This is a genomic window from Streptomyces sp. NBC_00659, assembly GCF_036226925.1.
GTDB lineage: Bacteria > Actinomycetota > Actinomycetes > Streptomycetales > Streptomycetaceae > Streptomyces.
Genome location: NZ_CP109031.1, coordinates 5,874,525 through 5,888,802, shown reverse-complemented (window position 1 = coordinate 5,888,802; position 14,278 = coordinate 5,874,525). Strand labels below are relative to the sequence as shown.

Annotated in this window: 12 protein-coding genes; 5 read left to right on the top strand and 7 right to left on the bottom strand. The window is 71.9% G+C overall.

Annotated elements, in window-relative coordinates:
* The first annotated feature begins 61 nt into the window (after nt 1-61).
* From OG410_RS25775 to OG410_RS25765, 3 genes are all read left to right on the top strand, one after another.
* Nucleotides 62-751, top strand: a complete 690-nt coding sequence (locus OG410_RS25775) for a response regulator transcription factor (RefSeq protein WP_328671040.1) — start codon at nt 62-64, stop codon at nt 749-751.
* Nucleotides 748-2,202, top strand: a complete 1,455-nt coding sequence (locus OG410_RS25770; protein ID WP_329301327.1) for a sensor histidine kinase — start codon at nt 748-750, stop codon at nt 2,200-2,202. The genes OG410_RS25775 and OG410_RS25770 overlap by 4 nt, the downstream gene beginning before the upstream one ends.
* 823 nt (nt 2,203-3,025) lie before the next feature.
* Nucleotides 3,026-4,687, top strand: coding sequence for a sulfatase-like hydrolase/transferase (locus OG410_RS25765; protein ID WP_443063907.1), 1,662 nt, complete (start codon nt 3,026-3,028; stop codon nt 4,685-4,687).
* A 99-nt stretch (nt 4,688-4,786) separates the two neighbouring features.
* Here OG410_RS25765 and OG410_RS25760 read toward each other — a convergent pair whose 3' ends face one another.
* The 3 genes from OG410_RS25760 to OG410_RS25750 all read right to left on the bottom strand — a co-directional run bounded on the left by OG410_RS25760 (nt 4,787) and on the right by OG410_RS25750 (nt 8,226).
* Complete coding sequence (locus tag OG410_RS25760; protein WP_329301325.1) at nt 4,787-6,343, bottom strand: ABC transporter substrate-binding protein; 1,557 nt, start codon at nt 6,341-6,343, stop codon at nt 4,787-4,789.
* Between the two features lie 145 nt (nt 6,344-6,488).
* Nucleotides 6,489-7,967, bottom strand: coding sequence for a metallophosphoesterase (locus OG410_RS25755; RefSeq protein WP_329301324.1), 1,479 nt, complete (start codon nt 7,965-7,967; stop codon nt 6,489-6,491).
* Between the two features lie 16 nt (nt 7,968-7,983).
* Nucleotides 7,984-8,226: an SCO4848 family membrane protein gene (locus OG410_RS25750; protein ID WP_328449026.1), complete on the bottom strand. Its 243-nt coding sequence runs from the start codon at nt 8,224-8,226 to the stop codon at nt 7,984-7,986.
* Nucleotides 8,227-8,338: 112 nt separating this feature from the next.
* On the opposite strand from OG410_RS25750, the gene OG410_RS25745 reads away from it, so the two are divergent.
* Complete coding sequence (locus tag OG410_RS25745) at nt 8,339-9,658, top strand: D-alanyl-D-alanine carboxypeptidase family protein (protein WP_329301323.1); 1,320 nt, start codon at nt 8,339-8,341, stop codon at nt 9,656-9,658.
* Here OG410_RS25745 and OG410_RS25740 read toward each other — a convergent pair.
* The 4 genes from OG410_RS25740 to OG410_RS25725 form a co-directional block, all read right to left on the bottom strand.
* The gene (locus tag OG410_RS25740) at nt 9,612-10,667 is read right to left on the bottom strand and encodes a YihY/virulence factor BrkB family protein (protein ID WP_329301322.1); all 1,056 of its coding nucleotides are present in this window, start codon (nt 10,665-10,667) and stop codon (nt 9,612-9,614) included. The two genes, OG410_RS25745 and OG410_RS25740, sit on opposite strands and share 47 nt — an antisense overlap.
* Nucleotides 10,655-11,068 carry a GtrA family protein gene (locus tag OG410_RS25735; RefSeq protein WP_329304241.1) on the bottom strand — a complete coding sequence of 138 codons (414 nt, stop codon included), beginning with the start codon at nt 11,066-11,068 and terminating at the stop codon, nt 10,655-10,657. Before OG410_RS25735 ends, OG410_RS25740 begins: the two co-directional genes overlap by 13 nt.
* Before the next feature lie 134 nt (nt 11,069-11,202).
* Nucleotides 11,203-12,147: a decaprenyl-phosphate phosphoribosyltransferase gene (locus tag OG410_RS25730; RefSeq protein WP_329301321.1), complete on the bottom strand. Its 945-nt coding sequence runs from the start codon at nt 12,145-12,147 to the stop codon at nt 11,203-11,205.
* A complete protein-coding gene (locus tag OG410_RS25725) occupies nt 12,140-12,691 on the bottom strand; it encodes a phosphatase PAP2 family protein (protein WP_443063906.1) in 552 nt (183 codons plus the stop codon). Before OG410_RS25725 ends, OG410_RS25730 begins: the two co-directional genes overlap by 8 nt.
* A 169-nt stretch (nt 12,692-12,860) precedes the next feature.
* Here OG410_RS25725 and OG410_RS25720 point away from each other — a divergent pair, with 169 nt between their 5' ends.
* Complete coding sequence (locus tag OG410_RS25720) at nt 12,861-14,210, top strand: FAD-binding oxidoreductase (protein ID WP_329301320.1); 1,350 nt, start codon at nt 12,861-12,863, stop codon at nt 14,208-14,210.
* Nucleotides 14,211-14,278: the final 68 nt, after the last annotated feature.

The window sequence follows — 14,278 nt, the reverse complement described above, 5'->3', positions numbered from 1 at the left end:
CTCAAGCAACTCCAAGGCGCGAACGGCCCCCGCCGCCAACGACCCTGCCGATACTGGGGACATGACCGCTCACGACGGAGCCACCGTCCTCGTCGTCGAGGACGAGCCGAGCATCGCGGACGTCCTCACCATCGCGCTGCGCTACCACCGCTTCGAGGTGATGGCGGCGGGAACCGTCCGCGAGGCGCTCGCCCTCGCCGAGCGCACCCGCCCCGACGCGGCCCTGCTCGACGTGATGCTCCCGGACGGCGACGGCCGGGCGCTCGGCCGTGAACTGCGCCTGCGGCAGCCGGACCTGGCCGTCGTCTTCCTCACCGCGCGGGACGCGCCCGCCGAGATCGTCGGCGCGCTCGGCTTCGGCGACGACTACATCACCAAGCCGTTCAACATCGACGAGGTCGTCGCCCGCATCACCGCCGTCCTGCGCCGCACCCGCTCCGACGACGTCCTGCCGCAGCGCCCGCCCCTGCGCTACGGCGACCTGGAGCTGGACGAGACGACGTACCGCGTCCACCGCGCGGGCACCACGGTCGAGCTCACCCCCACCGAGTACGCGCTGCTGCGCTTCCTCGTCCGCAACGGCGGCCGGATCGTGCCCAAGGAGCAACTCCTGCGCCATGTATGGCAGTACGAGCACCCGGCCGAATCGACGGTCGTCGAGACGTACATCAGTTACCTGCGGCGCAAGCTCGAACCGCTGGGCCCGCCGGTGATCCAGACCCGCCGGGGCGTCGGATACGGGCTCGCGTGAACCTGCCCGCCCGGCCCGGCTGCCGCCCCCACCGCCACCGGCACGGCATCCATTCGCTGCGCGGCCAGCTGACGATCGCGAACGTGGGGCTGCTGGCGCTGGGCATCGTGGTGGCGACCGCCGTGAGCCTGATGGGCATGCGGCACTATCTGCTCGACCAGGTGGACGCCCAGCTGCTCAAGACCCGGGACTCACTGGGCGTCTCGCAGCTCACCATGCGCCAGATCGACTCGCTGAGCGCCCTCGCGTTCGTGCACGAGCGGATCGGACCCGCCGCGGACGAGTCGTCGAAGCCGGAATCGATCTTCGCGGCCGTCGACCGGAGCGGCCGTGCCGTCGAGGTGGCCGGCTACGAACCCACCGACACCCAGCGCGCGTTCGCCGCAGCCGTGGGCGACCCCGGCGGCCTCGCCCGCTCCGCCGACCCGCGTGACATCACCGTGCACGGCGCCGACTACCGGGCGACCGCGGGGCGGCTCGCCGACGGGACCTATGTCCTGTTCGCCAGCTCGACCGACGGACTGCACAAGGGCATCGCCAAGGCGCTCAAGCTCGATCTGACCGTGGGAACCCTGCTGCTGGCGCTCCTCGCGTGTCTGACGATGTTCAGCGTGCGCCGCCGGATGCTGCCGCTGGAGGCCATGGTGGAGACCTCGTCCGCCATCGCCGAGGGCGATCTGACCCGGCGCGTCCCCTCCAGCCATCATCCGACCCAGGAGGTCGAACAGCTCCGGCTCGCGCTCAACTCCATGCTGCACCAGGTCGAGTCGGCCTACCGGACACGCGAGGACAGCGCCGCCCAGCTCCGCCGGTTCGTCGGGGACGCCTCGCACGAGCTGCGCACCCCGCTGGCGGCGATCCGCGGCTACCTCCAGCTCTACGAGAAGGGGATGCTGACCGATCCCGCCGAGCGCAGACGGGCCTGGGACCGGATGAACGCGGAGGCCGACCGCATGGGCCGGCTGGTCGACGAGCTGCTCACCCTGGCCCGCCTCGACCAGCGGCCCGAACTGCGCTTCAAGAACGTCGACCTGAGCCGGCTCGTGCGGGACGCGGCCGCGGATCTGCGCGCCCAGCAGCCCGGCCGACCGGTGACCGTGGACGCCGACGGCACGCTCCTCGTGCGGGCCGACGAGTCGGGGCTGCGGCAGGTGCTGGGCAATCTCGTGGGCAACGTACGCACCCACACGCCCGGCGACGTACCCGTGCGGCTCGGCCTGGAGCGCTCGGACGGCGTGCTGCGGCTGTGTGTCGCGGACAAGGGGCCCGGGCTCGCGGAGGAGGACGCGGCGCGCGTCTTCGACCGCTTCTTCCGGGCCGGCCGCGGTGCGGGCAGCGGGCTCGGCATGGCGATCGTGGAGGGCGTCGTGAGGGCGCACGGGGGGAGCGTCACAGTACGGACGGCTCCCGGCGAGGGTCTCGCGGTGACGGTGACACTGCCGGTGCGCTGAGGAAGCGGGCGCCTCCACGGCGGGGCCGGCGGGGCCGGCGGCGGGGATGCGGGTACGACGCCGACGCGGTGGGACCGGCGGCGCGGGCGGGGTGGGGGTGGCCAGGCGGGGCCGGTGTCGCCCCAGAGCCTGCCGTGCCGGCCGGGAACCCCCTCGCGCACCGGCGTGACCTGCGGAAACAGACTTGGGCAGAAGCTGACCGAGGCGGTTGAACACGGGCCGCCGCGGCCCCGTACACCACGACGAGGGCGCGTCGGTCGCTTCGATCGACCCGCCGAGCCACCACCGCGCATCGCACGGAAGGACCGCCGGGTTGTCGTTCAACACGAGCTCTCGACAGCTGCCGAACACGGACGCGGCGCCTCCGCGCGAAGAGCCGACACCGGAGCCGACACCGGAGCCGCTCGCGGACACGGACACAGACACGGTTGAGGACGCCGCCGCCTCGGGTGAGGGAGAGGCAGCGGCAGGGGCGGCCCCCGAGGCAGCCGTGACCGAGGGGGCCACCTCGATCGGCTCCGAGGACCCGCAGGAGAAGCCGGCGGAGGCCGTCCCCGGCGAAGGGGCGGACTCCGCGGGCACCGACAGCGAAACGTCCGCAGCCGCGGCCGGGAACGAAGTCCGGGCCGCGACCGAGACCGGGACCGAAGCACCCGGTGAGATCGGCGGGGACGCGGACGCCGCCTCGGACGAAGCCTCGGACGCGGCCTCGCCGTCATCCTCGGTCTCGCCCGAGGAAGTGCCCGAGGAAGTGCCCGACGTCGCCGTCGACAACGGGGACGGGGGCAGTGGCGGGGAGGAGCCTCCGGGAGACGAGCCGCCCGTGCGCGGCCGGTGGCGCGGCTGGCGGGACCGGCATCCCGTCACCGCCCGCGCCCTCGCCTGGACGACCACCCTCGTCGCCGCCGCGCTCGTCCTGTTCGCGCTGCTCATGCCGAGCCAGGCGGGCAGTTTCCGTCCGGCGGAATTCCTGCGGCTCCCGGTGGAGGCGATCTTCGGTGCCGCGCTGCTGATCGTCCTGCCCCGCCGGCCGCGGATCGCGCTGTCGGTGGCCGCCGGTCTGGCCCTGGGCGTGCTGACCGTCCTGAACATCCTCGACATCGGCTTCAACGAATACCTCGGACGCGGCTTCAACGTCGTCCTCGACTGGTCGCTGTTCGGCGACGCGCAGGCCTACCTCCAGGACACGTTCGGTCACGGCGGCGCGCTCGGCATCGCGGCGCTGGCCGTGGCCCTCGTGATCGCCGTCCTGGTGCTCATGACGCTGTCGGTCGTCCGGCTGGGCAACCTGGTGGCCAGGAACACCGAGACGGCGACCCGCACGACCCTGGTCCTGGCCATGGCCTGGGTCACCTGCGCGGCGCTCGGCGTGCAGTACACCGGGGTGCCCATCGCCTCCGAGCACGCGGCGCTGGTCGTCCAGGACCGGGCGGCGCGGGTGCGGAACACCCTGCGGGACGAAGCCGAGTTCGCCAGGATCGCCAAGAAGGACAACTTCGCGAACACGCCGCCCGACGAGATGCTCACCGATCTGCGCGGCAAGGACATGATCGTCACGTTCATCGAGAGCTACGGCCGCAGCGCCATCGAGGACCCGGTCATCGCACCGGACGTCGACGCGACACTGACCGCGGAGAACAAGAAGCTGACCCAGGCCGGTTTCGCGGCGAAGAGCGGCTGGCTCACCTCGGCGACGTACGGCGGCAGCAGCTGGCTCGGCCACTCGACGTTCCTGTCGGGTCTGTGGATCAACAACCAGCAGCGCTACCGCACCGTGACCGCCGGCGACCACCTCAGCCTGATCAGCGCCTTCAAGAAGACCGGCGACTACGACACCGTGGGCGTCATGCCGGGCATCCAGAAGGGCTGGCCCGAGCAGAAGTTCTACGGCATCGACAAGCTCTACGACGCCCACCACCTCGGCTACAAGGGGCCGAAGTTCAGCTGGTCGACCATGCCCGACCAGTACGCCCTGACCGCGTACGAGCGCCTGGTGCACAGCAAGAAGCACGACAAGCCGCTGATGTCGACGATCATCCTGACCTCCAGCCACCAGCCCTGGGCGCCCATCCCCAAGACGGTCCCCCAGGACCAGGTCGGCGACGGCTCGGTCTACGACGCCATCCAGAAGGCCGGCAAGAAGCCCGGCGACATCATCACCAGCTCGCAGAAGTCGAAGGTGGAGTACGGCAAGTCGATCTCGTACTCGGTGACGAGCCTGATCGACTGGCTGGCGGAGCACGGCAACAAGAACACCGTGCTGATCTTCCTCGGGGACCATCAGCCGATCGCCCGGGTCAGCGGCGACCATGCCAGCCGCGACGTGCCCGTCTCGATCGTCGCGAAGGACCCGAAGGTGCTCGACAGGATCGCCGACTGGGGCTGGACGGACGGCCTCCGGCCCGAGCACGACGCCCCGGTGTGGAAGATGAGCTCGTTCCGCGACCGCTTCCTGACGGCGTACGGATCCACTCCGCACCCGTGACAGGACCGACTCCGCGCGGCGGGGCGGCGGTCACGGCCGGGGCCGTCGACCGCCGCCCGCGCACGTGGAGCCGAGGGCCCCGGACACCGGGGCCGCTCGTCACAGCCAGCTCAGCTGCCACAGGCGGAAGACGCCGGTCCCGTCGGACAGGTACTCGCCGCCGCTGACGTCCTCGGTGCTGATGACGTAGTCCCTGCGCTGCCACAGCGGGATCAGCGGGACGTCCTGGGCGACCTGCGCCTGGAGCCGCCGGAACGCGTCCGCCGTACGGCTTCGGTCGGCGTCCTGCTGGGTCTCCTTGATCAGACGGTCGACGTCCTTGTCGGTGTAGCCGTTCTTCATGCTGTTGCCGGTACCGACCAGCGGCGCGCCGAAGGTGTCCGCGTCGGGATAGTCGGCGACCCAGCCGACCGCCCAGGCGTCGAACCCGCCCTCCGCGTACTTCTTCTGGAACTCGGTCCACTCGAACCCCTCGGTCGTCACCTTGAAGAGCCCGTCCGCCTCCAGCTGCCGCTTGAGCTCGGCCGCCTCCTCGCCCGCGGCACCCCGCCCCTCGGCGAACCCGTAGGTGAAGCGCACGGGCAACGAGACCCCGGCCTCGGTCAGCAGGGCCCGCGCCTTCTTGGGATCGGGCTTCGGATAGCTGTCGAAGAACGAGGTCGCGTGCCCCGTGATCCCCGCGGGGATCAGCCCGTACAGCGGGTCGGTGGTCCCCCGGTACGTCCGGTCGACCAGCGTCTCGCGGTCGACCAGCGAGGCGAGGGCCTGGCGGACCCGCCGGTCGTGCAGCGGCGACCCTTCGCGCACGTCGAGGACGAGGTTGCGGGTCTCGGCGCTGTCGGCCTCCATGACGCGTTGCGCGGGGTCGCTCGGCGAGAGCGCGGCGAGCACGGCGGGCGGGAGCTGACGGGCCACGACGTCGAGCTCCTTCGCCTTCCAGGCCACCTGGAGCGCCCCCGAGTTGGCGTAGTAGCGCAGCACGACGGGCTTGCCGAGGTCGTCGACGCCCCCCTTGTAGGCGGGGTTGGGGGCGAGGACGGCCTTCGCGCCCTGCGTGTACGCCTTCAGGACGTAGGGCCCCGTTCCGTCGGCACCGGTGCCGGTGCGCAGGCTGCGCCGGGGATAGCGGGTGCTGTCGACGATCGAACCGGCGCCGGTGGCCAGCTTGAACGGGAAGGTCGCGTCGGGCGAGGACAGATGGAAGGTGACGGTCCGGCCGCTCGCGTCCACGCCGGCCAGGTTGGAGAGGAGAGAGGCGGGCCCGACCTCCTCGTTGATGCGCTTGACGCGGTCGAAGGAGAACTTCACGTCCGCCGCGGTCATCGTGCGCCCGCTCGGGAACGTGAGGTCGTCACGGAGGGTGCAGCGATAGGTGCGCAGCCTCGTGTCGGTGAACGCGCAGCTCTTGGCGGCGTCCGGGACCGGCTTGGCGCCGCCGGGCTCGAAGGTGAGCAGCGACTGGAAGACATTGCTGAACAGGGCCCAGGACCCGGCGTCGTAGGCGCCGGCCGGGTCGAGTGAGGTGACGGCGTCCGTGGTGCCCACCGTGATGGTGCGGTTGTCGTTCCCCTTCGCCGGCATGAGCTGCCAGCCGGCCACACCGGCGCCCGCCACAACGAGCAGCGCCGCCGGTATCCATAAGCGAACCGATCGCATCGGTGCCCTCCCCAGGCGCCCCGCACGCCACTCCCTTAGTGGCGCGGATCACCTAATCACAGGAGTTTGGGCCGTGGAAGCGAATCGGGAAGAGTGCCCAGGACCGACGAAAATGATCTTTTCCGTCTCTCTTCACAGCCGATTCTCAGGCTTCGCGCGAGGCCAGCTCGACGACCGTGATGTCGGAGGGCGCGCCGACACGGGTCGGCGGCCCCCAGGCTCCCGCGCCCCGGGAGACGTAGAGCTGCGTGTCGCCGTAGCGCTCCAGGCCGGCGACCGTCGGATTGGCGGCGGCCGCGATGAGGTTGCCCGGCCACAGCTGTCCGCCGTGGGTGTGTCCGGACAACTGGAGGTCGACCCCGTGGCGCACCGCATCATGGATCTGCACCGGCTGATGTGCGAGCAGCACACAGGCTCGGGTCGTGTCGCGGTCTCCGAGCGCCTTGCCGAAGTCGGGTCCCTGCCCCTCGCTCTCGCCCTGGAGATCGTTCACGCCGGCGAGGTCGAATCCGGCCAGTTCGGTCCGCGCGTTCTCCAGGGGATGGATCCCCAGCTCCCGCACCTCCCGGATCCACTGCTCGGCTCCGGAGAAGTACTCGTGGTTCCCGGTGACGAAGTAGGAGCCGTGCCGGGCGCGCAGCCGGGCGAGGGGTGCGGCGGCGGGGCCGAGGTTCTTCACGCTGCCGTCGACCAGGTCACCGACGACGGCGATCAGATCGGGCTGGGTGGAGTTGATCGTGTCGACGACCCGCTGGGCGAATCCGCGTCCGAGCACCGGTCCGAGGTGGATGTCGCTCACGACGGCGATCCGGAATCCGTGGGCGGACCGGGGCAGTTTGGCGAGCGGTACGGTGACCCGCTTCACCCTGGGCCCGCGCAGCACGCCGTAGGTCCCGTACCCCACGGTCCCCACGGCGACGGCCGCGGCCGTGCCGCCCACGACCCGCGAGACGAACAGGCGCCGCGACGGCGACCGGACGGCTCCCGCCGGTTCCACGGGTCCCGCTGAATCAGCCGGTTCCGCGGGTCCTACTGATCCAGCCGGTTCCACGGGTCCCGCTGAATCAGCCGGTTCCGCGGGTCCTACTGATCCAGCCGGTTCCACGGGTCCTACTGATGCCGCCGGTTCCGCGGGCCCCGTCGATCCGGCCGGTTCCGTGGATCCCACCGATTCAGCCGGTTCCGCGGGCCCCGTCGATTCGGTCCGTGTCTTCGACGCCACCGATTCGGCCGGCTCCGTCGACGCCACGGGCTCGGCCGCGGCGGGGGACGCGGCCCCGCCGCTCTCCGCGCGTCGGGCGGCCCGGCGCTCCAGGGCCCGTCGCAGGACCGGCCGTACGAACTCCCCGGCCAGCAGCGCCAGTACGAGGTAGAGGCCCAGCGGCATCCACAGGAAGCCGGGCCAGGACAGTGTCTGCTGGAGCGGGAAGGGAGCGCCCGCCCGCTCGCTCACGATGGCACCGACCATCAGCAGCGGCCCGGCGACGAAGAGGGCCGTGCCCAGCCGGCGGACCGGTCCGGGGCCGCTCGTGGTGTCCCGCACCAGCCGGCGCCAGGCGTACCAGTGCAGCCCGCCGAGCACGGCCAGCACGATCAGACCCACCAACACGAACAAGATGACCATGACGTCGTATCCCCCGTTATGACGTCTGGCGCAAAGCGCGTACGCCGCGCAACCCGATGACCCCGACGACCGTCCCAAGGACAAACGACACGACGGTGAGCGTCAGGTGCACCCAGAAGTACGCCGTCGGATCACCCGCGTCGTCGAACGCGAGCCCACTGGCGTCTTCCCAGAGATTCTTAGCGAAAGTGACCCAAATGACCCAACTCCACACCCCGAAGGCGAGCAGGAACCAGGACACGGGGCGGCTGAGCTTCATGCGTTCAGTATCGCCGTCGCCCACCGTGATCCGGCGCCGGGGTGGAGAGGGCGAAGGGGCTCCCCTGAACGGTGACGGGAATTCCCGCCACAACCCCTGTACTTTCTCGATCGTGCCCGCCTCGAAAAAGACCATTCAGCGATCCTTTTTGATCACTTCCGCCACGCTGTTGACCCTTTCCTTCACTACGCCCGTGTTCGCCGTCACCACCGACGCAAGCCCCACGGCGAGCCCCTCGGCGTCCCCCTCGGCGTCCCCCTCGGCCACGCCCTCGGCCACACCCCCGGCGAACATGTCGAGCCTGGGCGGCGAGCGGCTCGGCCGGCCCGGCAACCAGGTGAACCTCGGCGGCGGCGCTCCCGTCCTGCCCGCGGACATCACCGCGCGTTCCTGGATCGTCGCCGACGCCGAGTCCGGCGACGTCCTGGCCGCGCACAACGCGCACTGGCGGCTGCCCCCGGCGAGCACCCTGAAGATGCTGTTCGCCGACACGGTGCTGCCCAAGTTCCCGCGGACCACCTCGTACAAGGTGGCCCCCTCCGACCTGGCGGGCATCGGAGCGGGCTCCAGCGTGGTGGGCATAAAGGAGAACGAGACGTACACCGTCCACGACCTGTGGCTCGGTGTCTTCCTGAAGTCCGGCAACGACGCCGTGCACGTGCTGTCCTCGATGAACGGCGGCGTCCGCGAGACGGTCAAGGACATGCAGGCGCACGCGGACGACCTCCAGGCCCTCGACACGAACGTGGTGAGCCCGGACGGTTACGACGCCGGGGGCCAGGTGTCGTCGGCCTACGACCTGACGCTGTTCGCCCGTTCGGGGCTTCAGAAGAAGGATTTCCGGGAGTACTGCTCGACGGTGCGGGCCACCTTCCCCGGCACGACGGCCGGGAACAAGAAGGGCACGTCCGCCCGCGCGTCCTCCGAGATCCGCAACACCAACCGGCTGCTGTCCGGTGACAGCGACATCACCCCGTACCAGGGCATCGCGGGGGTGAAGAACGGCAACACCACCAACGCGGGCGCCACCTTCACGGGCGTCGCCGAGCGCGGCGGCAAGGTGCTGCTCGTCACGGTCATGAACCCGGAGAAGAAGGAGCACAACGAGGTCTACAAGGAGGCCGCGCAGCTCCTCGACTGGGGATTCCAGTCCGTGGGCAAGGTCGAGCCGGTGGGCGAGCTGGTCGCGCCCAAGGGCGTCGACACCACCGCTCAGCCGGGCGCCAACGCGTCGGGCGGGGCGAGCCCGGGCACGGGCTCCGCACATGCCTCCACGAAGCCGGTGGCGGCCTCCACCGCGGCGAAGGGCGGTTCGACCGGCATCGGCGTCGCGCTCGGCCTGACGGGCGGCTTCGTCGCCCTGCTCGCGGCGGGCGTCTTCCTGGTCAACCGCCGCTGGCCGCTGCCGGACCTGATGCGCCGCCGCCGCTGACCGCGCGGGTCTCGGGGGCCTCCTCCGCGCTCTTCGGAGCCTCGGGGTCCCTCCGGTCCCGCGGTCCGGCCGGTTCCCCCGGGACCGGCCGGCCCGCGGGACTACCGGCCACCCCGTCCGGGCCCGCCGGTGCGTCGTCGTCCGCCGCTTCCCGGTCCCGCTCCTCGCTCGGTGTCGCCGTCCAGGCGGAGGAGTACAGGAGCAGTTTCGAGGTGAAGTTGATCCACAGGAGCAGCGCGATCGGCACCCCGAAGGCGCCGTACATGCTCTTGGACGCTACCCCTCGCATGTAGCCGCTGAGCAGCAGCTTGAGCAGCTCGAACCCGACGGCGCCGATCAGCGCGGCGACGATCAGCCGGCGGCGCGGCGGCTCGACACCGGGCAACAGCGTGAGGACGTACAGCAGGACGAGGAAGTCGGCGAGCACGGCCACCGCGAAGGCGCTGCCTTGGAGGAGGGTGCTCCCCCAGCCGTTCTCGTCGACGCCCAGGTGCCGCGCCGACCAGCCCATCGCCGTGGACGCGAGGGTGGAGACCGCGATGGTGAGGAGCACGGCGCCGCCGAGGCCGACGAGGACTCCGCCGTCCTTGAGCTTGCGCAGGAAGGGGTTCTCCTCGCTGTCGGGAAGCTCCCAGACCGCGCGCAGGCACTCCCGCATCGAGCCGACCCAGCCGATGCCGGTGACCAGCAGCAGGGCGCCCGCGACGAGCCCGATGGTGCCGGCGTTCTGGACGAGGCCGTTGATGTCGAGCTGGTCGGAGATGCCCGGCACCTGCTCGGCGAGCTTGTCCTGGAGGTCCTTCTGCTGCTGTGTGCTCAGCGTGGCGGCCCCGATCGCCGCGGCCACCGTCAGCAGCGGGAACAGCGCCACGAAGCTGATGAAGGTCATCGCCGCGGCGAGCCGCGTCCACTTGACGCGGTCCAGTCGCTCGTACGACCGCCACGCGTGCGTGGCCATCAGGCGTACGACCCAAGGCCCCACGCCGGGAATCTTTTTCAGCCAGTCCATGATCCGACTCTGCCCTCGCCTCGGAAAACCAGTGACCGGGTACCCCAGAATCGCAGGACAGTGGCGAGCGCCATCCCGACTCCCGCGCCCGAGACGGTGTCCGCGCGCGGTGAGGTGAACCCGAGCCCGTAGTGACTGACGGCGATGGACAGCAACTGCACCAGCGCGCCCGCGATGTTCACCGCGAGGAAGATCAGGCAGGGGCGCGGGCCCCGGACCGCCGTGTGCCGGTAGGTGCCGAGCGCGTTCCCGGCGTACGCCACCGAGCAGCCCGCGACGAAGGACAGCGACTTGGCCGTCAGGGGGTCCAGACCCGCCGGGCCGCGGAGCCAGACGAAGAGGCCGAGGTCGGCGGCGTAGGCGAGGACGCCGACCGCGGCGAACCCGAAAAGCTCGCGCAGGAGACGCTTCCGGGGACGGGCCTGTCCGGGTGCCGCCGCCGGTTCCGTGACCGCGGGCCCCGGGGCATCCGGCGCCCCGGTGTCCGGCCCGCGCCCGGCGAGGAGACCGGGACCGGGCCGGTCCTCGGTGACGCTCACCAGTTCGCCACGGCGAGTCCGTACATGGCCAGCCAGACCAGGCCGATGAGGGCGAGCGGACGGTCGCTCAGGACCACGTCCTCCGGCTCGCCCGCCGTGCCCCGGTCGGCGAAGACCGCGTAGCGCAGGACGGCCAGGATGAAGGCGACCACGGACAGCTGACGCCACGGCAGCAGACCGGTGCTCGGCACTCCGCCCTCCTCCAGGGCCCACAGGCAGTAGCCGAGGACGGAGACCCCGGCGGCGAGCTGCCACACGAACCGCAGGTAGCCGGTCGTGTACTCGGTGAGCAGCGCGCGCGTGGCGCCCGCCGTGCCCGCCATCTGCACGGCCTCGGAGTAGCGCTTCGCCGAGACCATGAACAGCGCCCCGAAGCCGGTGGTGATCAGGAACCAGCGCGAGAGCGGGATGCCGAGGGCCAGGCCGCCGATCATGGCCCGCATCAGGAACCCGGTCGTGACGACGACGAGGTCGACGACGAGCACGTGCTTCAGGCTCACGCAGTACGCGAGCTGCATGCCGATGTACGCGGTCAGCAGCGCGCAGACGGCCGGCGAGCAGAACCAGGCGGCGGTCGCGGGCGCGAGGACCCCGAGGACGCCGCCGACGGCGTACGCGGCCGGGACGGGGACCTGGCCCGCGGCGACCGGGCGGTGGCGCTTCACCGGGTGGGCGCGGTCGGCGACGGCGTCCCGGGCGTCGTTGATCAGATACACGGCGGCGGCACAGGCCGTGAACAGGAGGAAGACCAGCGCGAGTTGGCTGAGGGCGTGCAGCGAGAAGAGCCGGCCGGCGGCGGCCGGGGCGGCCACGACGAGCACGTTCTTCACCCACTGGCGGGGACGCGCGGTCCTGACGAGCCCCCGCAGCAGCCCGGTCAGGCTCCGCGGCGGCGGGGCGAGGGCCGGGGCGCGCTCCAGAAGCGCCGTACGCTCAGCCATGGCCCGCCCCGATCCAGCGGGCGCCCAGTCCGGCCGCCGCGGCGCCCAGGGCCGCGCCGGCGGCGACGTCCGTGGGGTAGTGGACGCCGACGACGAGGCGCGAGAGGCACATCGCGGCGGCGAGCGGCGGGACGGCGTACGCGCCGAGCGCGCCGTACGCGACCGCCGCGGCGGTGGCGGAGGCCGCGTGCGAGCTGGGGAAGGAGTGCCGTCCCGCCGTTCTCACCAGGGGTGCCACGTGCGTGGGACGCGGGCGGCGCACGATCCGTTTCACCCCCATGCTCGCGAGGTGCGCGCCGGCGGTGAGCGCCGTCGCGCGCAGCCACGCGCCGCGCCGCCCACGGTCGGCGGCCGCCCCGGCGAGCCCCGCCGCGAGCCACAGGGCGCCGTGCTCCCCGCTCCAGGACAGGGCGCGTGCGACGGCCGCGACCCGCGGGTACCCGCCGTACGCGTGGAGTACGGACAGCACCCGGCGGTCCATGCCGTCAGGCGGACGGTCGATGTCGTCCGGTGGACGGTCCGTGCCGTCAGGCCGCCGATCCATCTCGTCGCGGTCGTCAAGGTCGTCCATGCGATCCCACTCTTCTAGGGAGTGGTCGCAGAACTACGGCAATCTTGGACGACATCCCATTAATCACCCATTTCGGTGAGGAGCCGGGAGCGCTGGATAGATTGCCCCGTTGTGCACCCTCGGCGGCGCTACGGTCACGGTCATGCCTGCCGACTCCGTCTCCGTCACGGGTTGGGGCCGCACCGCCCCGACCACCGCCCGTCTGGTCCGTCCGCGCACCTACGGGGAGGCGGCGGCCGCCGTGAGGGAGTGCGGGGTCCGGGGAGGGATCGCCCGGGGGCTCGGACGGGCCTACGGCGACGCCGCGCAGAACGCGGGCGGGGCGGTGCTCGACATGACGGGCCTGGACCGGATCCACGCCATCGACGCGGGCGGCGGCACGGTCCGGTGCGACGCGGGGGTGTCCCTGCACCGGCTCATGGAGGTCCTGCTCCCCCTCGGCTGGTTCGTGCCGGTGACGCCGGGGACCCGCTATGTGACCGTGGGCGGCGCGATCGGCGCGGACATCCACGGCAAGAACCACCACGTGTCGGGCTCCTTCGCCCGTCACGTCCTGTCCTTCGAGCTGCTGACGGCGGACGGCGAGATCCGGACGGTCGGACCCGGCACCCCGCTGTTCGACGCCACGGCGGGCGGCATGGGCCTGACCGGCGTGATCCTGACGGCGACCGTCCGCCTCCAGCCGGTGGAGACCGCCCTGATGTCCGTCGACACCGAACGCGCGGCGGACCTGGACGACCTGATGGCCCGCCTCACCGCCACCGACCACCGGTACCGCTACTCGGTGGCCTGGATCGACCTCCTCGCGCGCGGGGCCGGGACGGGGCGCTCGGTCCTGACCCGCGGCGAGCACGCGCCGCTGGACGCGCTCCCCCCGCGGGCCCGCAGACACCCGCTGGCGTTCCGCCCGTCGCGCCTCCCGGCCGCCCCCGTCTTCGTGCCCGAAGGGCTCCTCGGACGGACGACGGTCGGCCTCTTCAACGAACTCTGGTACCGCAGGGCGCCCCGCCTGCGGACCGGTGAACTCCAGCCGATCCCGGCCTTCTTCCATCCCCTGGACGGGGTGCCGCACTGGAACCGGGTCTACGGGCGCGGCGGCTTCGTCCAGTACCAGTTCGTCGTCGGACACGGCCGGGAGGAGACCCTGCGGCGGATCGTGCGGCGGATCTCCGAACGCCGCTGCCCGTCCTTCCTCGCCGTCCTCAAGCGCTTCGGAGAGGGCGATCCTGGCTGGCTGTCCTTCCCCGTGCCCGGCTGGACCCTGGCCCTGGACATCCCGGCGGGCCTGCCGGGCCTCGGCGCCTTCCTCGACGAACTGGACGAGGAGGTGGCGCAGGCCGGAGGGCGCGTGTACCTCGCCAAGGACGCGCGGCTGCGGCCCGAGCTGCTGGACGTCATGTATCCGCGGCTCGGCGCGTTCCGGTCGCTGCGCCAGGAGCTGGACCCGCGGGGGGTCTTCACCTCGGACCTGTCCCGCCGGCTCGGCCTGTAGAGGGCCCCGGCGCCGTTCCCGGCCCGCAGCGCGCCCGTTCCCGCCCGCCCCTCCGGTTCCCCGTCTCT